Consider the following 17958-nt stretch of genomic DNA (forward strand, 5'->3'; position numbering starts at 1 on the left):
AAGGCATGGATAAACATGCCTTCCTCCTTCAGTAAAAATAGATGTTCGGCTTATGGTCTATCGGGAATGCCACGCCATCATAATCCTTTATCCCCTTGCAGATCAGACGGCACAGATGGCGCGCCTGGCGGCGTTGAGGGCGGGTATTAGTGAGTCGATTCCACCATGCCGGGTTCTTCTTTACGTCGATATACCCGTTATCAGGGTAGTATTCGCGTGAACGCGCCCAAGGTTCTCCATAGAAAAGTGGGCGAATTTTCCCGTTTTTACTACGGTCTTTAACGCGGTGTTTAATTGACATATTCAGGCTCCTTTAAAGGTCACCTGAACCGCCCCCATCTGTAATAGTGCATTTAATCCTCGTTGTAATTCGCAATGGCAGGTAACTCCTGAATGCATGGACCATGATGCTTGCGTTGATTAGCGCACATCCAGCAGGAACAGGATTTCGGGGTGCGATAGTGAATTCCCCGATGGCGTAAACCTCCATCACCGTTATCATTATCTGTACTACGATTGTGCTTCATTCGCCACATATGGTGGCGGCGCAATGCGCGTCTTTTCATGTTCTGATCTCCAAATCAGTGCGGCCATCAACCGCACGGGTATGAGATCAGGGAAGTAAGCGTTTTTCATCGGTTTGCAAGTGTTCTTAAGGTATCGCCAAATTGTCCAATGAGAGCAGTAAATTCGGTATCTATTCTTGCACGGCAAGCTGATTCGTCCAGTTCTTCCCGGTTGAAAAACTGATAAAACAAAAATCGACCCCGCGGAGAATACATTGCAACGAGCTTACTACCATCAGCAAAATGGCGGGTTAAATGGCTGTCAAAATGCGGTTGCGAACCGTAGCGGTTTTCTTCTCTGTCCTGCATTCTTTTTTCAGTATAAAAACGTCTAACTGCCAGTATTTCGACGATAGTCAGATTACTACTGCGGTACATTTTAGAAAGAAACTGCTTATTACGCTTGATAAGTTTTCGTTTCACTCTGACTCCCTTTGAAAGGGCATAGCCCGTCGTATATATGCTCGCGGTTGTATCGAAATTTTTAATGAACCTTTTTTTGTATCGTTAGGATATAACGATTGGACTACAAGTGTTTCGCCTCGTTCTTGCTATATTGATGGCTTTGTTAAACCCAGCAATTGAGTCAGCATAAGCCATTCCACCGCATGGATGTTTTACGCTTCACCATTTACCCGCCCATTCCTCGGGTAGATCTGGAACGTGATCCCATAGTTTGTGCCCGAGAACTAGGATTAAATCTGGTTCTAGTTCTCTTACGACTTCAAGGAAAGGGACTGCAGCAGCTTGACCTGCTTCCAGATGATCAGCACACCTCGATGTTAGCTATTTCCGCTCTTGGAACAGAACGGCTGTTCAGTCACGTTCGCTTTTGTGCCCAGGTTCCTCGGGGGGATTACCAATGCTGGTCAAGTAAAATGCGAATGGGTAGTCAAGTCAGATGCAATTTCGCAGTCTTGATTGTTTCAGTATGCAACATCCTTAAAAGGACTATAGACTTCCCTCAGGAATGACCATAGTACTAAAGCAGCTTTGTTACTTTAAGAGTAAAAAGTAAGCCTGTCCTGAAAAGTCATCTTAATGGGTAAGTCACATATGACATCTGTTAAGCAGCTATTGCTATGCTTCCCAAGCATCTACCGGACTTTCGCATTCAAACTCATACGTGAAGTATCGTACATTTATCCATGTCCCTTCTTAACAGTCTTTCAGAGAGGGGAGAGGTAAATGTAAAGTTTGAGGGGCTTGATGCTCAATGTTTTTACTAAAAACGTTACTAAACTAACGTTTTTATAATGTAACAAATTGAAATTTAATTAATTTTTAATTAACCTTGGCTATCAGGTAAATAGAACCATTCTGATAATGGTTCTGGCATTTAGAATTAACAAAAAACCCCGCTTGCGGGGTTTTTTGTTTTTAACGTGAATAAAATGACATTGGCGATTTATTAATAATCTGAATGTATTACTCCGCATCATAAGTAATCCTGCTTGCATTAAAACGTTATCCAGCTAAGTTGTTTATGCAAACACAAACACTTATAACTCCACCGGAGCGCAGCATGACGGATTTCGTTATTCCAGAAATAAAAGCATCAGAAGATGAGATGATTGCAATACGTCATTATCTGCATGCAAACCCAGAATTAAGTCTGGAAGAGTTTAAAACCAGCGATTTAGTAGCAAAGCAACTTGAATCCTGGGGATATAAAGTCACACGAGGAATTGGCACTACTGGTGTTGTGGGTTCTTTGAAAAAAGGGGATTCGAATAAATCTATTGGCCTGCGTGCTGATATGGATGCGCTACCTATTTTTGAAGAAACCAATTTACCCTGGGCTAGTACAGTTCCTGGCAAAATGCATGCCTGCGGACATGATGGCCACACCACCATCTTATTAGCTGCAGCGAAATATATTGCCTCAAATGCCTGCGAGTTTAATGGCACCGTCCACCTCATTTTCCAGCCTGCCGAAGAAGCGATTGGCGGTGCAGATTTAATGATTAAAGACGGATTATTCGACCGCTTCCCCTGCGACCGAGTTTTTGCCCTCCACAATATGCCAGGCTTGCCGACCGGGAAGCTCGGGTTCTACTCAGGCAATTTTATGGCCTCGGCGGATACGGTAAAAATTACCATCAAAGGTTACGGCGGCCACGGTGCTTATCCACATCGTACTGTCGATCCCATCGTCACTGGAGCTGCGTTAATTACCGCACTGCAAACCATAGTTTCTCGTAATGTCACGCCGGGTGAAACCGCGATTGTTACCGTGGGAACATTCCAGTCGGGCATTGCTTCCAACGTTATCCCAGATACTGCGGTGATGGAATTGACCGTGCGCGCGATGAAGCCGGAGATCCGCGATCTGCTGATTAAACGAATTGAAGAGTTAGCGGATTTTACCGCTAAAAGTTTTGGTGCAAGTTGTGAAGTGGAAGTCTACGACTCCTATCCGGTGCTGATAAACGATGATGAGCAAACGGCGTTTGCCAGAGAGCTGGCCGTTGAGTTCTTTGGTATAGATGCGGTGCTCGATAAGGTTCTCCCTTCGACCGGCAGCGAAGATTTTGCTTTTATGCTGCAAGAGCGTCCGGGCAGTTATTTCCTGTTAGGGAATGGAGAGAAGGGCGATAAGGGTGGCTGTATGGTGCATAACCCGGGGTATGATTTTAATGATGACATTATTTCTACCGGCGCATCATTCTTTTCCCGCTTAGTCCAAACTTATTGTCGTTAACTGCCGGAGCTAATATGAAAAAATATATACTGCCATTAATTGCTCTGCTGGCGACGACTTCGGCATTGGCAAATAATATTAAAGAAATCCGTTTTGGTGTGGACCCGACATTTGCCCCTTTTGAATCAAAAGATGCTAGTGGCAAGGTGGTCGGCTTTGATATTGATTTAGGAAATGCTATTTGCGAGAAACTCCAGGCGAAATGCGTTTGGGTAGAGAATAATTTCGATGCGATTATTCCTGCGCTGCAAGCCAGAAAGTTTGATGCCATTCTTTCCGGGATGTATATGACGGAAAAACGAAAAGAGCAGGTTGCCTTTACCGATAAAATTTATAACGGCCCAGTATTTCTGGTCGCACATAAAAATACCAACATTAAACCTGAGCTTGAACTGTTAAAAGGTAAAACGATTGGTGTTGAGCAGGGATCTGCTCAGGAAGCCTATGCTAATAAAAACTGGCGTAATTCTGGCGTAAATGTCGTTGCTTACCAAGGGGCTGATTTGGTCGTTCAGGATTTAGAGTCCGGGCGTATTGATGGTGCAGTGCTGTCTGGTGTGATGGCGGAATACAGTTTCCTGAATAAACCTCAGGGTAAAGATTTTGCCATGATAGGCGGAGCGCTGCAGGACCCTGAACTATTCGGTGCCGGTGCAGCAATTGGTTTGCGAAAGGATGATACCGAATTACGTGAAGCGCTCAATGGAGCGATAAGCCAGATTATTGCGGATGGAACGTATAAAAAACTCGCCTCGAAATACTTTAGTTTCGACATTTATTCCGGGACGTAATGTGTAGCGACTTGCTCGTAAAAACAAAAACGGCCTCACAATGAGGCCGTTATCAATTCTAATCCTGGCAATCAGGTCAACACCATTGGCCATTCTGGCGGTGCATGGCTTGAGATCTCGATCATTATGTCTTTAAACGATGCCCAAATCACCGGGAAGTCGGCCAGATTTAAACCCAATAAACCGGTCGCAAACCACAAAGCAGAAGCGATTCCCAGCAAGCTGCTGACGATTGCCAAAAACGTATAGTCGGATTTGCGAAACTGGATGTTCAACGTGCTGGCTAAAAACATCAAAACCGCACTGACTAAAGGCCAGCGCATCAGTAAAACGCTGGTGGTAATTGCCGCCATGAAAACTGTTCCTTAAGCATAACTCATTACGCTCAACGGTTAGCGCGACACAAGGCGCGGCAAACACAGCTCAGGGACCGTCAGGGGGAATGAGTGGGTACAGAAAATGTAAGAAGAATCCTGTCTCACAGGATTTGTGAACTATATCACATTTGTTCTTTTAATCGCCAGTTCTGCGGCGCATTTTCTGACCCATCTTATCGGGCTGTCAGGCAACAACTCTTCCACGCACTTTATCAGGCGTGGTGGCGATAATCGGTTGGTGTACGGTCAAACTCACGGCGGAAAACACGCGAAAATGTCTGCTGAGAGACATAACCGTAGTCCATCGCAATATCAAAAATCGGTCGCTGGGTATTTCGAAGCTCTCTGGCCGCCATCAACAAACGGCGCTGGCGAATGTATTCACCTAACGTCTGGCGCTTCACGGTGCGGAACATCCGCTGAAGATACCATTTTGAATAGCCTGATTTTTTTGCCACAACATCAATGTTCAGCGGCTGATCAATGTGATCGTCAATCCATTCAGTCAAAGTTTGAATAATGTCCTGGTGTGCCATAAGCCATCCTGATTACGATTAGCCGGTTTTGTTGGCAGCGAGTATAATTCCTCAAGTTAACTTGAGGTAAAGAGCATTATGGAAAAGAAATTACCGCGCTTTAAACCCTTACTCAGTCCTGGCGAGGTGGCGAAGCGTAGCGGCGTGGCCGTTTCGGCTTTGCACTTCTACGAGAGCAAAGGGCTTATCAAAAGCAGACGAAACAGTGGAAACCAGCGTCGTTACACGCGTGATGTGCTGCGAAACGTTGCCATTATTAAAATCGCCCAGCGAATCGGCATTCCGTTAGCGACCATCGGTGAAGAGTTTGGGGTGCTGCCAGACGGGCACAAAATTAATAAGAACGACTGGAAAAAGATGTCGTCGCAATGGCGCGAAGAACTGGACCGGCGCATCAATATGCTGACCGCACTGCGCGATGAACTTGATGGCTGCATTGGCTGTGGTTGTTTATCGGGTGCTGACTGCCCGCTGCGAAACCCAGGCGATAAACTCGGTGAAGAGGGGACGGGTGCTCGTTTACTGGAAGATGATTAACCTCAATAGCAGGCAAAACTAAAGCGCCCAACTTCGGCGCTTTAGTTTATTCCCGGTCTTTGTCTTTCGATCTATCCCGCTTTTCGCAAGGAGGGTTTCCCCCGACATCAGCGTCCCTCAATTACACATTCTCAGGAGGTTCCGGATTGCACTGACAACTTAATTGTAGTTCTGCTCAGCCAGGTTTCAAGGTGGTTTTGAATGTTTTTTGAACGATTTTAATGCTCCACTCTTTGCACATTTACCTATAGTTAACTCATCTTGCTAAACAAAAGGTTACCTTATGCTTATCGTCCATCATCTCAATAACTCCCGCTCGCAGCGCATTTTATGGATGCTCGAAGAGCTACAGGTGCCGTACCAGATTGTTCGCTACGAGCGCGAACCAACCATGCTGGCACCCGCGTCGTTAAAAGCCGTGCACCCATTAGGGAAGTCACCGATAGTGGAAGATAATGGCAATATCCTCGCGGAGTCGGGGGCAATCATTGAATACCTGCAAGAAACGTATGACGCCGAAAGCCGCCTCAAACCTATTACCAATGAAGACAAACTCCGTTACCGCTTTTGGCTGCATTACGCCGAAGGATCGTTAATGCCTTTATTAATGATGAAGCTGGTGTTCGGCAGTCTTGGGAAAGCACCAGTTCCGTGGTTATTGCGCCCGGTGGGGAAGGTGTTAGGGCAGGGAGTGCAAAAGGCTTATTTGAATAAACAGATTATGACCCATGCGCGCTATCTCGAAGATTCGCTGCAACAAAATCCGTGGTTTGCCGGGCAGGCGTTTAGCGCGGCAGATATTCAGATGAGTTTCCCGGTGATCGCGTTGCTCTCGCGAGGTGGCATTAACGACTTACCGAATCTGCAGAATTGGTACAGCAAAGTGCAAATGCGCCCTGCCTGGCAGCGGGCGATTCAGCAAGGTGGGCCCTTTGAGATCCCGTGATCTTATCTATTTAAAAATCCTATGAGTCAGGAAAAACTATAACCAGTATCTTGCATCATTGTTGCTAAATTGCGCATCGACGATAACGTTTGCGCACGAGGTGACGATATTTTGACCGGCTAATACCTTTTTCGACAAAAAGCGGCAAAGTTCGGTTGAAAATCCATGTAAGAAGGCCGGATAATCGTTTGCCTTAATTTTGACGCCTAGTTTGTATGCGCGGAGTTAAACGTTTGCTTTTTTTGTGGCGCCCCTTTTTGTCACAAACGCAGTATAGGGATCTACTCAACTTATTCGAGTTACCGGGAAAGTACGTAACCCGAAAAATGAAGAGTATGAACGTTTAATTAGCAGTGGATTGTCCACCACGCATACCAATGTAATCATAAAAATCTCAGGGGATTTTTCACTATGTCTAATCATTCTCCGCGTGCAACCAGCGGCATTGACGCCTGGTTCAAAATATCTGCACGTGGCAGCACCGTTCGTCAGGAAGTTGTAGCGGGTTTAACCACCTTCCTCGCGATGGTGTACTCCGTGATCGTTGTACCGGGCATGCTCGGTAAAGCAGGTTTCCCTCCTGCGGCGGTCTTTGTGGCAACTTGCCTGGTAGCCGGTGTTGGCTCTCTTGTCATGGGCCTTTGGGCGAACCTGCCGCTGGCAATCGGTTGTGCCATTTCACTGACTGCGTTTACCGCTTTCAGCCTGGTGCTCGGCCAACACATCAGCGTTCCGGTTGCTTTAGGCGCCGTGTTCCTGATGGGTGTGTTGTTCACCATCATCTCCGCAACCGGTATTCGTAGCTGGATTTTGCGTAACTTACCGATGGGTGTTGCGCATGGTACTGGTATCGGTATCGGCCTGTTCCTGCTGCTGATTGCCGCAAACGGTGTCGGCCTGGTAATTAAAAACCCACTTGATGGCTTGCCAGTTGCGCTCGGTCATTTCGATAGCTTCCCGGTTATTATGTCGCTGATTGGCCTTGCGGTGATCATCGGTCTGGAAAAACTGAAAGTCCCTGGCGGCATTCTGCTGACCATTATCGGTATTTCTGTTTTCGGTCTGATTTTTGACCCAAGCGTTCATTTCTCTGGCATTTTCGCTATGCCTTCGCTGAAAGATGAAGCGGGCAACTCGCTGATCGGTAGCCTGGATATCATGGGCGCGTTGAACCCAGTGGTGTTGCCAAGCGTTCTGGCGCTGGTAATGACTGCGGTATTCGATGCAACCGGCACTATCCGCGCCGTTGCGGGCCAGGCAAATCTGCTGGATAAAGACGGTCAAATCATCGATGGCGGCAAAGCGCTGACTACCGACTCCCTGAGCTCAGTGTTCTCAGGCCTGGTGGGTGCAGCTCCTGCTGCGGTTTACATCGAATCTGCGGCAGGTACTGCTGCAGGTGGTAAAACCGGCCTGACGGCAATCACCGTTGGTGTGCTGTTCCTGTTGATTCTGTTCCTCTCACCGCTCTCTTATCTGGTTCCTGCATACGCTACCGCTCCGGCGCTGATGTATGTAGGTTTGCTGATGCTGAGCAACGTGGGCAAAATCGATTTTGAAGATTTTGTTGATGCCATGGCGGGCCTGATTACTGCGGTATTTATCGTGCTGACCTGTAACATCGTTACCGGCATCATGATTGGTTTCGCAACTCTGGTGATTGGCCGTATCGTCTCTGGTGAGTGGCGTAAGCTGAATATCGGTACAGTCGTGATTGCTATTGCATTGGTCGCATTCTACGCAGGCGGCTGGGCAATTTAATTTTACTCGTCATACTTCAAGCTGCAGGGTTGTTGGCTGCACTCGCGACCCCCAGTCACTTACTTTAGTAAGCTCCTGGGGGTCGCTGCTTTGCCGCCTGGCTGCAACTTGAATTATTTAGAGTAAAAACTCTGAGTACTCCTCCCAAAACCACTTCAAGTTATTTCCTGTTTCCTTCCGGTATAAAAAGTTGTTTTACTATTGGGTAACACAACATCCTGCAAAAAGGGTTTCACAAAACACCTCGACTAAGGACAGTATGGAAATCTTCTTTACCATTCTCATCATGACCCTTGTGGTTTCTCTTTCTGGGGTGGCCACACGCATGCTGCCGTTCCAGATCCCGCTTCCGTTAATGCAAATCGCGATAGGTGCTGTGCTCGCCTGGCCGCACTTTGGTTTGCATGTCGACTTCAACCCGGAACTCTTCCTGGTGCTGTTTATTCCGCCGCTGCTGTTTGCCGATGGCTGGAAAACGCCGACGCACGAATTTCTCAACCACGGGCGGGAAATCATCGGCCTTGCGCTGGTTCTGGTGCTGGTCACCGTGGTCGGTATTGGCTTCCTGATTTACTTCCTCGTGCCAGGCATTCCGCTGCTTCCGGCTTTTGCACTGGCAGCCGTCCTCTCGCCGACCGACGCCGTGGCGCTTTCCGGTATTGTCGGAGAAGGGCGTATTCCAAAGAAAATCATGGGTATCTTGCAGGGTGAAGCGTTGATGAACGACGCCTCCGGCCTGGTATCGTTGAAAATGGCGGTCGCCGTGGCGGTGGGAACGATGGTGTTTTCCGTCGGTGGTGCCACCCTCGAGTTCTTCAAAGTAGCGATTGGCGGCCTGTTGGCCGGGATTGCAGTCAGCTGGCTGTACGGTAAATCGCTGCGCCTGATGAGCCGCTGGAGCGGTGACGAACCCGCAACGCAAATCCTGCTGCTTCTGCTGTTGCCGTTTGCTTCTTACCTGATCGCCGAACATATCGGCGTTTCCGGCATTTTGGCGGCGGTTGCTGCGGGTATGACTATTACCCGTTCTGGCGTGTTGCGCAGTGCGCCATTGGCGATGCGTTTACGTGCAAACAGTGTCTGGGCGATGCTTGAATTCGTGTTCAACGGCATGGTGTTCTTGCTGTTGGGTCTGCAATTACCGGGCATCATGAAAACCTCTATTGCAGCGGCAAATGCCGATCCGAACGTCGAACTTTGGATGTTATTTGTTGATGTCGGGCTTATCTATTTCGCGCTGATCGGTGTGCGTTTCTTATGGCTGTGGACCATGAAACGCATCAGCCTGCGTTTTATGAAAAAGCGTCCGTTGGAGTTCGGTAACTACACAACCCGCGAATTGTGTATTGCATCATTTGCCGGTGTGCGCGGGGCGATTACGCTTGCGGGTGTACTTTCCATTCCGCTGCTTCTGGGTAATGGCTCACCGTTCCCGGCACGATACGAGCTTATCTTCCTGTCGGCGGGTGTGATTCTATTCTCGCTGTTAGTCGGGGTGATTATGCTGCCGATTTTGCTGCGTAATGTAGAAGTCCCTGACAAATCAGTGGCGCGGCAGGAAGAGCGTACCGCGCGTGCGGCAACGGCTGAAGTGGCGATTGTCGCAATTCAGAAAATGGAAGAGCGCCTGCAATCTGACGTCAATGAGAACATCGATGACCAACTGTTAAAAGAGGTCAGTTCGCGGGTAATCGGGAACTTACGCCGCCGGGCTGACGGGCGTAATGATGTAGAAAGTAGTGAGCTTGAAGAGAACCTTGAGCGCCGATTCCGCCTGGCCGCACTACGCTCCGAGCGTGCTGAGCTTTACCATTTACGTGCCACACAGAAAATCAGCAATGAGACGTTGATGAAGCTGCTGCACGATTTGGATTTGCTGGAAGCGTTGTTGGTCGAACAGCAGTAATCGACTATTCCTCTCCCTCTGCAGGGGGAGAGGGCGCTATGAACTGACCGGCCAAAACTCCTTACAGCAGGCAATCCATGCCTGCGCACTTTGCGAAATATAAACCCCATCGCGCCAGATCATCGCCAGTTGCCACGTTAAGTCGCTGTTTAACGGCAGCCACATCAACGTGTTTTTATCCAGTTTTTGGCAAATAGTCTCCGGTAGAATCGCAATCCCTACACCGGCCTGCACCATCGCGGCCAGAAAATCCCACTGACCGCTACGTACCGCAATACGCGGAGTAAACCCATGCTCCTGGAAGAGCTGAATTAACTGGCGGCTTAACGCGAAATCTTCGTTGTAGATAAGCAGAGGATGGACCGCAAGCTCGATGGGATCGATGCTTTCTCGTGTTGTCCAATGCCCGGAGCGCGGAACCAGCACACACAGCGGATTATGCAGCAAAGGTAACGAGCAGAAAGTGTGGTGCTCATCTTCAAAAGGCAACGCGGTCATGGCTAAATCCAGCTCGCCATTAAGAACAGCCTGCTGCACCGTTAAACCACCAAATTCAGAAATCTTTAATTCAACACCTGGATAGCGCTGGCGATACAGGCTAATTGGCCCTGCCATCAGGGTGCCGACCATCGGTGGAATACCGAGGCGCAACACGCCTTTGTTGAGATGGTTGATATCACCAAGTTCGGCTTCAAGTTGGCGAAATTCCGCCAAAATGGCTAATCCTCGTTGATAAACCACCTCCCCGGTATCAGTCAGTAATAGTTTGCGACCATCACGAATCAGCAGAGTACAACCCAACTCATCTTCGAGGTTGCGCAGCATCTTGCTTATGGTCGGCTGGGTGACGAACATCTTTTGGGCCGCGCGGGTAAAACTTTGCTGGCGAACCACTTCAACAAAATAACGTAGCGTCCTGATGTCCATAACTATTCCTGTTGACTATACCTGTGATGATTTTAATTCATTTTTTTCAATGAAGTTGGCTAACTATAATCTCCACATCACATTTTCTGGAGTGCCACTCTCATGGCCCTGGCGTTACGTGGTTTTACGCCTGTTCTTTTCCGCCGCATTCAGGTGCCGGTGCAAGTTGCAATATACGCCGGATTGTTCATTCTCGCCCAACAGTTGGTTGACTGGTGGCATTTACCGCTTCCTGCAAACCTTGTGGGAATGGTGCTATTACTGGCGTTGATTGTCTGCCGAGTGGTACCGCTGAAGTGGGTTCGTGCGGGTTCCCGCTGGTTATTAGCTGAAATGCTGCTGTTCTTTGTGCCCGCCGTGGTCGCGGTGGTGAACTATGCAGAATTACTGATGGTAGATGGCTGGCGTATCTTCATCGTGATTGCTATCAGCACTTCACTGGTGCTGGGTGCTACTGCGCTGGTGGTGGATAAAGTTTATCGTTATGAGCTGGCGCGAATTGCTCGCAGGCAGGCTCGCGGTGAGTAACTTTCAGTTGAGTCTGTTGTGCCTGGTTATTACCCTTGGGCTCTATTTTGCCAATAAAAAACTCTATCGCCGCTTTCGAAAATTGCCTCTGATGCCGTTGATTTTAACGCCGGTATTGCTGGTGGTAATGTTGGTTTTGGGTCATATCTCCTATCAAAATTATATGGGCGAAGCGCACTGGTTACTGTGGCTGCTTGGCCCGGCGACCATCGCCTTTGCAGTGCCGGTTTATGACAATCTGAATGTTATCAAACGCCACTGGATGTCACTTTCGGCGGGGGTTATCACCGCCACTGTTGTTGCGGTTACCAGTTCGGTTTGGCTGGCGCGTTTGTTTACTTTGCCCGATGAAATTCAACGCAGCCTGGCGGTCCGTTCGATTACCACACCCTTTGCCTTAGCCGCTGCTAAACCACTCGGCGGGCAGCCGGAGTTGGTGGCATTATTTGTGGTAGTGACGGGTGTATTTGGTATGGCTGTGGGTGATGTGCTGTTTTTGCGCCTCGCCATTCGTGAAGGAATGGCAAAAGGCGCGGGTTTTGGTGCCGCTTCTCACGGCGCTGGCACCGCACGTTCCTACGAACTTGGCCCGCAGGAAGGTGTGGTCGCCAGTTTGGTAATGATGTTTTCCGGCGTCGTAATGGTGTTAATCGCGCCGTTGGTAAGCTGGTTGATGTTTTAATACCGGAGGGATTCACCACCCGGTAAGTGCTTACTTACTTTTCAGCCGTGAAACCAACTCAAACTCTTTAAACCAAACCGGGCGCTGTTGCTGCATTGAAATATTCCCGGCGATACCGGTCAAAATGGACATAGCTCCAGCGCGGTGATCAGCCGCGCGCTTTAATGGGTCGTTACTCGGCTCACCAAACAAATCGGCCAACATTGCATTATCACCACCACCGTGGCCGCCCGCGCCAATACTGAAATCAGCTTTGTAAGGAGCGGCGAACATCGGGAACACCGTAATATTGCAGCTTTCCAGGCTGCCTTCGTTTTCACGGTCGCCACCGGCATTCACATAAGACATTTCCACCAGTTTCATCTCAAGCCGCCCGCGGCTGCCGTTGAACACTACATTCAGCCCTTCCCACGGCAAATAAGCGTTAAGGGAATAGGTCATCTGCACCTGGTTTTGGTATTTCACCAGCACCGATAACGTATCTTCAATGTTGATGCCATCGCTGAAAACACTCTGGTCGCGGTAATAGCTATCTTCGTGTTCGGCGTCCAGATACAGCGCTTTGAGCTGCTCGTTCTCTTCCATATGCAACGCGAACGGATCATTTTTTGCGGCGTCGAAACCGTGTGCGCGTGGGTAAAACTGCGAGATGCCTCGCATCTGCGCATTCTCTTTACCGTAAAAACGCAGCCCACCTTCCGCATAAACACGTTCCGGATAACTGCCCAGCCAGAAGTTCATCAGGTCAAAATGGTGGGTGGATTTGTGCACCAACAGACCGCCGCTATTGCGTTTTTCGCGGTGCCAGCGGCGGAAATAATCCGCGCCGTGCTCGGTGTTCAGCAGCCATTCGAAGTGGACTGAAAACACCTCGCCAATGGTTTCTTCCATCAGCAATTCGCGGATTTTGCTGTGATGCGGCGCGTAACGGTAATTGAAGGCAACGCGTACTTGATGGCCCGTTTCTTCGATGGCATCGAGAATGCGCAAAGCGCGTTGCTCATCGATAGTCATCGGTTTTTCGGTTATCACATCGCAACCGGCATGTAGTGCACGCACTATGTAATCGTCATGCGTGCGGTCCATCGTGGTGACGATAATAATATCCGGGCGCGTCTCGCGGATCATGGTTTCAAAATCCGCCGCTTTCCAGGTTGATACCTGCGCTGCACCTGAGTTACTCAACAGTTTATTGGCGTAATTCATGCGCGTCTGGTTGGTGTCGCAAAATGCCACCAGTTGCGAATTCTCTTTCCATTTACCGCTGATGGCTTCGATATATAAACCAGCGCGTCCGCCCGTTCCTACTAATGCATATCTTTTCATTCCATCCTCACCCTTTATGAAATAAAACAATGTTTCATTTATGAGCTACTGTAGCGCTCTGGGTAGGGAATAAAATGCGAGAAGGGGGAAAATGTGATCCCCGACTCGAACGAGCCGGGGAGAGTTGAAACTAATTAGTGCGCACGGCCTTGTTCGATGCCAATCCCGGTCTGGGAACGGATGAACTGAGCACGGAATTTCTCACGTTCGAGATTACCTTCCGGGCTGTTATCAGTGGCTGAGAACACCCAAATACCAACAAACGCGACCAGAATCGAGAACAGCGCTGGGTATTCGTACGGGAAGATTGCTGTGGCGTGGCCGAGAACCTGAACCCAAACGGTTGGGCCGAGGATCATCAGGATAACCGCCGTCAGCAAGCCGAGCCAGCCACCAATCATCGCGCCGCGTGTGGTCAGTTTCGACCAGTACATCGACAGTAGAATAATCGGGAAGTTACAGCTCGCCGCAATGGAGAACGCAAGCCCGACCATGAAGGCGATGTTTTGGTTCTCGAACAAAATCCCCAGCCCGATGGCCACCACGCCTAATATCAGAACGGTGATTTTCGAAACTCTCAGCTCATCACGTTCAGACGCCCCTTTACGGAAGACGTTGGCGTAGAGGTCATGGGAAACCGCAGATGCTCCTGCAAGTGTTAAGCCTGCAACCACCGCGAGAATGGTGGCGAAGGCAACTGCCGAGATAAAGCCTAAGAACAAGCTACCACCCACAGCATCAGCCAGGTGAACCGCTGCCATGTTGTTACCGCCAATCAGTGCGCCTGCGGCATCTTTAAAGGTTGGGTTTGCACCCACCAACATGATTGCACCAAAGCCGATGATAAAGGTCAGGATGTAGAAATAACCCATGAACCCGGTGGCATACAGCACGCTTTTACGCGCTTCGCGGGCATCGCTTACGGTGAAGAAGCGCATTAAAATGTGTGGCAAACCTGCGGTACCAAACATCAAACCTAACCCCAGCGAAAGCGCTGATATCGGGTCTTTCACAAGCCCGCCTGGGCTCATAATTGCCACACCTTTCGGGTGTACCGCAATCGCTTCAGCGAACAGGTTGTTGAAGCTAAAGCCGACGTGTTTCATCACCATAAAGGCCATGAAACTTGCGCCGAACAGCAGCAATACGGCTTTGATAATTTGCACCCATGTCGTCGCCAGCATACCGCCGAACAACACGTACATCACCATCAGCACGCCAACCAGCACCACCGCAACGTGGTAGTTCAGGCCAAACAACAATTGAATGAGTTTGCCCGCGCCCACCATCTGGGCAATCAGGTAAAGAGCTACCACAACCAGAGAACCACAGGCCGACAGGATGCGAATCGGCCCCTGCTTCAGGCGATAGGATGCCACGTCAGCAAAGGTATATTTACCGAGGTTACGCAGGCGTTCAGCAATCAGGAACAGGATAATTGGCCAGCCGACCAAAAAGCCCAATGAGTAAATCAGGCCGTCGTAGCCGGAGGTAAATACCAGCGCCGAAATACCGAGGAACGAAGCGGCAGACATATAGTCGCCTGCAATCGCCAGGCCATTCTGGAAGCCCGTAATATTGCCGCCCGCGGTGTAATAATCGCTACGCGTGCGGGTGCGTTTTGACGCCCAATAGGTAATACCCAACGTAAAGGCGACGAAAATCACGAACATGATAATCGCCTGCCAGTTCGTGGGCTGGCGTTGTACCGCCCCCGTAATCGCATCCGCAGCAAACGCGGAGGCTGGCAGGCTTAACAGCGGTGCGGCAGCAAGGCCGAGAAGACGTTTCATGATACCTTCACCTCGCGCAGCACAGCGTTATTCAGACGGTCAAATTCACCGTTCGCCCGCCAGACATAAACGCCGGTGAGGAAGAATGAAATCAGAATCACGCCAACCCCAATAGGAATGCCGCGCGTCACGGTTGTGCCTGCGTGCAAAGGCGTGCCCAGCCAGCCAGGCGCGAAGGCAATGAGCAGGATAAAGCTGATATAAATCACCAGCATGATGATGGACAAAATGGTGGCAAACCGTTGCCGTTTAGCGACTAACTCCCTGAAATGCGCACTGTCTTCTATCCGTTGATAAAGTTGATCACTCATCACAGATCTCTCCAGAGAAATTCCCTTCGTCTTTTGCGCCGCAGGGGTGTTGGCTACACTCGCGCACCCCAGTCACTTACTTGTGTAAGCTCCTGGGGATTTGCTCGTTTGCCGCCTTACTGCAACACAAAATCCTTTGGGAATTTGGGTTAGGTTGAGGTTTTTTTATTGTGTTTTCCCCTCTCTTTGAAGGAGAGGGGAAGAGATGTTACGAAGGCATGGTAATAGATTGTTTTTCTTCCAGTAACTTCTCAACAACACCCGGATCGGCAAGCGTTGAAGTATCACCAAAGTTGCTGGTATCGCCGGCGGCAATTTTGCGCAAAATGCGGCGCATAATCTTGCCAGAACGGGTTTTCGGTAGTGAATCTGTCCAGTGCAAAATATCCGGGGTAGCAAGCGGGCCAATCTCTTTACGCACCCAGTTACGCACTTCGGTATACAGCTCAGGCGTTGGCTCTTCGCCGTGATTAAGGGTTACATACGCGTAAATCGCCTGGCCTTTAATATTGTGCGGAATGCCGACGACTGCGGCTTCGGCGACTTTTGGATGCGACACCAGCGCTGATTCGATTTCAGCTGTACCCAGGCGGTGGCCGGAAACGTTCAGCACGTCATCCACACGTCCGGTTATCCAGTAGTAACCGTCTTCGTCACGACGTGCGCCGTCACCGCTGAAGTACATATTTTTGAAGGTCGAGAAATAGGTTTGCTCGAAGCGCTCGTGGTCGCCAAACAGCGTGCGCGCCTGGCCTGGCCATGAGTCGGTAATCACCAGGTTGCCTTCGGTTTCGCCTTGTTGCGGGTTACCTTCGTTATCCACCAGTGCTGGTTGCACGCCAAAGAACGGGCGCGTGGCGGAACCGGCTTTCAGCTCGGTCGCGCCTGGCAGTGGGGTGATCATGAAGCCACCTGTTTCGGTCTGCCACCAGGTATCCACTACCGGGCATTTCTCGTTACCGATTTTCTTCCAGTACCATTCCCACGCTTCCGGATTGATAGGCTCGCCCACGGAACCCAAAATGCGCAACGAAGAACGGTCAGTGTTTTCAATCGCTTTATCGCCTTCGGCCATTAATGCGCGAATAGCGGTTGGTGCGGTGTAGAGAATATTTACTTTATGCTTATCAACTACCTGAGCCATGCGATTTGGTGCTGGCCAGTTTGGCACGCCTTCAAACATCAGCGTGATAGCACCACATGCCAGCGGACCGTAAAGCAGGTAGCTGTGACCGGTGACCCAACCCACATCGGCGGTACACCAGTAAACGTCGCCCTGGTGGTAATCAAAGACATATTTAAAGGTGGTTGCGGCATAGACCAGGTAACCGCCGGTGGTGTGAAGCACGCCTTTTGGCTTGCCGGTTGAACCTGAGGTGTAGAGGATAAATAGCGGATCTTCGGCATTCACTTCCACCGGCTGGTGGTGTGCGCTGGCTTTCTCAACCAGTTCGTTCCACCACAGGTCGCGGCCTTCATGCCATTCGACTTTACCGCCGGTGCGTTTGAGCACAACCACGTGTTCAACGGTTTTAACGCCTGGGTTTTTCAGCGCCTCATCGACGTTTTTCTTCAGCGGAATGGAGCGCCCGGCACGAACGCCTTCATCGGCGGTAATGACTAGTTTGGAGCTGGAGTCGATAATGCGCCCGGCGACGGCTTCTGGTGAGAAACCACCAAAAATCACCGAATGCACCGCGCCAATGCGTGCGCAGGCCAGCATCGCAACGGCCGCTTCCGGCACCATCGGCATATAAATCGCTACCACATCGCCTTTCTTGATGCCCAGTTCTACCAGGGTATTGGCAAAACGGCACACTTCACGATGCAGTTCACGGTAGGTAATAGTTTTACTCTGGGTGGCGTCATCGCCTTCCCAGATGATCGCAGTCTGATCGCCACGATCTTTCAGGTGGCGATCGAGGCAGTTGGCAGCCAGGTTCAGGGTGCCGTCTTCATACCATTTGATTGAAACGTTTCCGGGTGCGAAAGAGGTGTTTTTCACCTTCTGGTAAGGCTTGATCCAATCAAGGATCTTACCTTGTTCGCCCCAAAATGCGTCGGGGTCATGCACCGAGTGTTGGTACATGGATTGGTACTGCTCCGGGGTTATCAGGCAATTGTCCGCGATATTGGCGGGAATGGCGTGTTTATGTATTTGGCTCATGCTTTTTTTCTCCTTTTAGGATGTTAATAATATGTCACATAAACGTTAATCGCAGAGTGCTTGGGAAGCTTTGTTTATTATTTGGGCGACAGATCACGCA

Annotated in this window: 17 protein-coding genes; 8 read left to right on the forward strand and 9 right to left on the reverse strand. The window is 49.8% G+C overall.

Going from position 1 to position 17958, the window contains the following annotated elements:
* Window positions 1-28 precede the first annotated feature (28 nt).
* Together EDF88_RS17490 and EDF88_RS17500 are read right to left on the reverse strand one after the other, a co-directional pair.
* The gene (locus EDF88_RS17490; protein WP_134186110.1) at window positions 29-301 is read right to left on the reverse strand and encodes a hypothetical protein; all 273 of its coding nucleotides are present in this window, start codon (window positions 299-301) and stop codon (window positions 29-31) included.
* Window positions 302-632: 331 nt separating this feature from the next.
* On the reverse strand, window positions 633-989 hold the full coding sequence (locus EDF88_RS17500; protein ID WP_134186114.1) for a hypothetical protein: 357 nt from the start codon (window positions 987-989) through the stop codon (window positions 633-635).
* A gap of 1102 nt (window positions 990-2091) precedes the next feature.
* Here EDF88_RS17500 and EDF88_RS17505 point away from each other — a divergent pair.
* On the forward strand, window positions 2092-3270 hold the full coding sequence (locus EDF88_RS17505) for a M20 aminoacylase family protein (protein ID WP_134186116.1): 1179 nt from the start codon (window positions 2092-2094) through the stop codon (window positions 3268-3270).
* A 14-nt stretch (window positions 3271-3284) separates the two neighbouring features.
* Complete coding sequence (locus tag EDF88_RS17510; protein ID WP_134186118.1) at window positions 3285-4061, forward strand: ABC transporter substrate-binding protein; 777 nt, start codon at window positions 3285-3287, stop codon at window positions 4059-4061.
* A 71-nt stretch (window positions 4062-4132) separates the two neighbouring features.
* Here EDF88_RS17510 and EDF88_RS17515 read toward each other — a convergent pair whose 3' ends face one another.
* A complete protein-coding gene (locus tag EDF88_RS17515; protein ID WP_064515401.1) occupies window positions 4133-4414 on the reverse strand; it encodes a YjcB family protein in 282 nt (93 codons plus the stop codon).
* Window positions 4415-4650: 236 nt separating this feature from the next.
* Complete coding sequence (soxS, locus tag EDF88_RS17520; protein ID WP_064515404.1) at window positions 4651-4974, reverse strand: superoxide response transcriptional regulator SoxS; 324 nt, start codon at window positions 4972-4974, stop codon at window positions 4651-4653.
* A gap of 78 nt (window positions 4975-5052) precedes the next feature.
* On the opposite strand from soxS, the gene soxR reads away from it, so the two are divergent.
* The 4 genes from soxR (at window position 5053) to EDF88_RS17540 (ending at window position 10124) form a co-directional block, all read left to right on the forward strand.
* Window positions 5053-5511 (forward strand): redox-sensitive transcriptional activator SoxR, encoded by a 459-nt coding sequence (gene soxR / locus EDF88_RS17525; RefSeq protein WP_064515406.1) that lies wholly within the window; start codon window positions 5053-5055, stop codon window positions 5509-5511.
* 283 nt (window positions 5512-5794) lie between these two features.
* Window positions 5795-6457, forward strand: coding sequence for a glutathione S-transferase (locus EDF88_RS17530; protein ID WP_134186120.1), 663 nt, complete (start codon window positions 5795-5797; stop codon window positions 6455-6457).
* A 411-nt stretch (window positions 6458-6868) separates the two neighbouring features.
* Window positions 6869-8218 (forward strand): NCS2 family permease, encoded by a 1350-nt coding sequence (locus EDF88_RS17535; RefSeq protein ID WP_064515410.1) that lies wholly within the window; start codon window positions 6869-6871, stop codon window positions 8216-8218.
* 259 nt (window positions 8219-8477) lie between these two features.
* A complete protein-coding gene (locus EDF88_RS17540) occupies window positions 8478-10124 on the forward strand; it encodes a Na+/H+ antiporter (protein WP_134186122.1) in 1647 nt (548 codons plus the stop codon).
* Between the two features lie 36 nt (window positions 10125-10160).
* On the opposite strand, the gene EDF88_RS17545 is transcribed toward EDF88_RS17540, so the two are convergent.
* Window positions 10161-11051 (reverse strand): LysR family transcriptional regulator, encoded by an 891-nt coding sequence (locus tag EDF88_RS17545; protein WP_134186124.1) that lies wholly within the window; start codon window positions 11049-11051, stop codon window positions 10161-10163.
* A 102-nt stretch (window positions 11052-11153) separates the two neighbouring features.
* On the opposite strand from EDF88_RS17545, the gene EDF88_RS17550 reads away from it, so the two are divergent.
* Both EDF88_RS17550 and EDF88_RS17555 read left to right on the forward strand, forming a co-directional pair.
* A complete protein-coding gene (locus tag EDF88_RS17550) occupies window positions 11154-11579 on the forward strand; it encodes a CidA/LrgA family protein (RefSeq protein ID WP_134186126.1) in 426 nt (141 codons plus the stop codon).
* Window positions 11572-12261 carry an LrgB family protein gene (locus EDF88_RS17555; RefSeq protein ID WP_064515418.1) on the forward strand — a complete coding sequence of 230 codons (690 nt, stop codon included), beginning with the start codon at window positions 11572-11574 and terminating at the stop codon, window positions 12259-12261. The genes EDF88_RS17550 and EDF88_RS17555 overlap by 8 nt, the downstream gene beginning before the upstream one ends.
* Window positions 12262-12291: 30 nt before the next feature.
* On the opposite strand, the gene EDF88_RS17560 is transcribed toward EDF88_RS17555, so the two are convergent.
* The 4 genes from EDF88_RS17560 to acs all read right to left on the reverse strand — a co-directional run bounded on the left by EDF88_RS17560 (window position 12292) and on the right by acs (window position 17858).
* A complete protein-coding gene (locus EDF88_RS17560) occupies window positions 12292-13587 on the reverse strand; it encodes a Gfo/Idh/MocA family oxidoreductase (protein ID WP_134186128.1) in 1296 nt (431 codons plus the stop codon).
* Window positions 13588-13721: 134 nt separating this feature from the next.
* Window positions 13722-15380, reverse strand: coding sequence for a cation/acetate symporter ActP (gene actP, locus EDF88_RS17565; RefSeq protein WP_134186130.1), 1659 nt, complete (start codon window positions 15378-15380; stop codon window positions 13722-13724).
* Entirely contained in the window at window positions 15377-15691 is a 315-nt protein-coding gene (locus tag EDF88_RS17570; RefSeq protein WP_064515424.1) for a DUF485 domain-containing protein, read from the reverse strand. Before EDF88_RS17570 ends, actP begins: the two co-directional genes overlap by 4 nt.
* Window positions 15692-15899: 208 nt before the next feature.
* On the reverse strand, window positions 15900-17858 hold the full coding sequence (gene acs / locus EDF88_RS17575; protein WP_064515426.1) for an acetate--CoA ligase: 1959 nt from the start codon (window positions 17856-17858) through the stop codon (window positions 15900-15902).
* Window positions 17859-17958 lie beyond the last annotated feature (100 nt).

This window comes from Buttiauxella sp. BIGb0552 (assembly GCF_004366275.1).
GTDB lineage: Bacteria > Pseudomonadota > Gammaproteobacteria > Enterobacterales > Enterobacteriaceae > Buttiauxella > Buttiauxella gaviniae.

Excerpts from the sequence above, each read along its gene's own strand:
- EDF88_RS17545 (WP_134186124.1), bottom strand. The coding sequence starts at position 11,051 with ATGGACATCAGGACGCTACGTTATTTTGTTGAAGTGGTTCGCCAGCAA.
- EDF88_RS17505 (WP_134186116.1), top strand. The coding sequence starts at position 2,092 with ATGACGGATTTCGTTATTCCAGAAATAAAAGCATCAGAAGATGAGATG.
- EDF88_RS17530 (WP_134186120.1), top strand. The coding sequence starts at position 5,795 with ATGCTTATCGTCCATCATCTCAATAACTCCCGCTCGCAGCGCATTTTA.
- EDF88_RS17570 (WP_064515424.1), bottom strand. The coding sequence starts at position 15,691 with ATGAGTGATCAACTTTATCAACGGATAGAAGACAGTGCGCATTTCAGG.
- soxS (WP_064515404.1), bottom strand. The coding sequence starts at position 4,974 with ATGGCACACCAGGACATTATTCAAACTTTGACTGAATGGATTGACGAT.
- EDF88_RS17490 (WP_134186110.1), bottom strand. The coding sequence starts at position 301 with ATGTCAATTAAACACCGCGTTAAAGACCGTAGTAAAAACGGGAAAATT.
- EDF88_RS17515 (WP_064515401.1), bottom strand. The coding sequence starts at position 4,414 with ATGGCGGCAATTACCACCAGCGTTTTACTGATGCGCTGGCCTTTAGTC.
- actP (WP_134186130.1), bottom strand. The coding sequence starts at position 15,380 with ATGAAACGTCTTCTCGGCCTTGCTGCCGCACCGCTGTTAAGCCTGCCA.
- EDF88_RS17510 (WP_134186118.1), top strand. The coding sequence starts at position 3,285 with ATGAAAAAATATATACTGCCATTAATTGCTCTGCTGGCGACGACTTCG.
- EDF88_RS17560 (WP_134186128.1), bottom strand. The coding sequence starts at position 13,587 with ATGAAAAGATATGCATTAGTAGGAACGGGCGGACGCGCTGGTTTATAT.
- EDF88_RS17540 (WP_134186122.1), top strand. The coding sequence starts at position 8,478 with ATGGAAATCTTCTTTACCATTCTCATCATGACCCTTGTGGTTTCTCTT.
- EDF88_RS17535 (WP_064515410.1), top strand. The coding sequence starts at position 6,869 with ATGTCTAATCATTCTCCGCGTGCAACCAGCGGCATTGACGCCTGGTTC.
- soxR (WP_064515406.1), top strand. The coding sequence starts at position 5,053 with ATGGAAAAGAAATTACCGCGCTTTAAACCCTTACTCAGTCCTGGCGAG.
- EDF88_RS17550 (WP_134186126.1), top strand. The coding sequence starts at position 11,154 with ATGGCCCTGGCGTTACGTGGTTTTACGCCTGTTCTTTTCCGCCGCATT.
- acs (WP_064515426.1), bottom strand. The coding sequence starts at position 17,858 with ATGAGCCAAATACATAAACACGCCATTCCCGCCAATATCGCGGACAAT.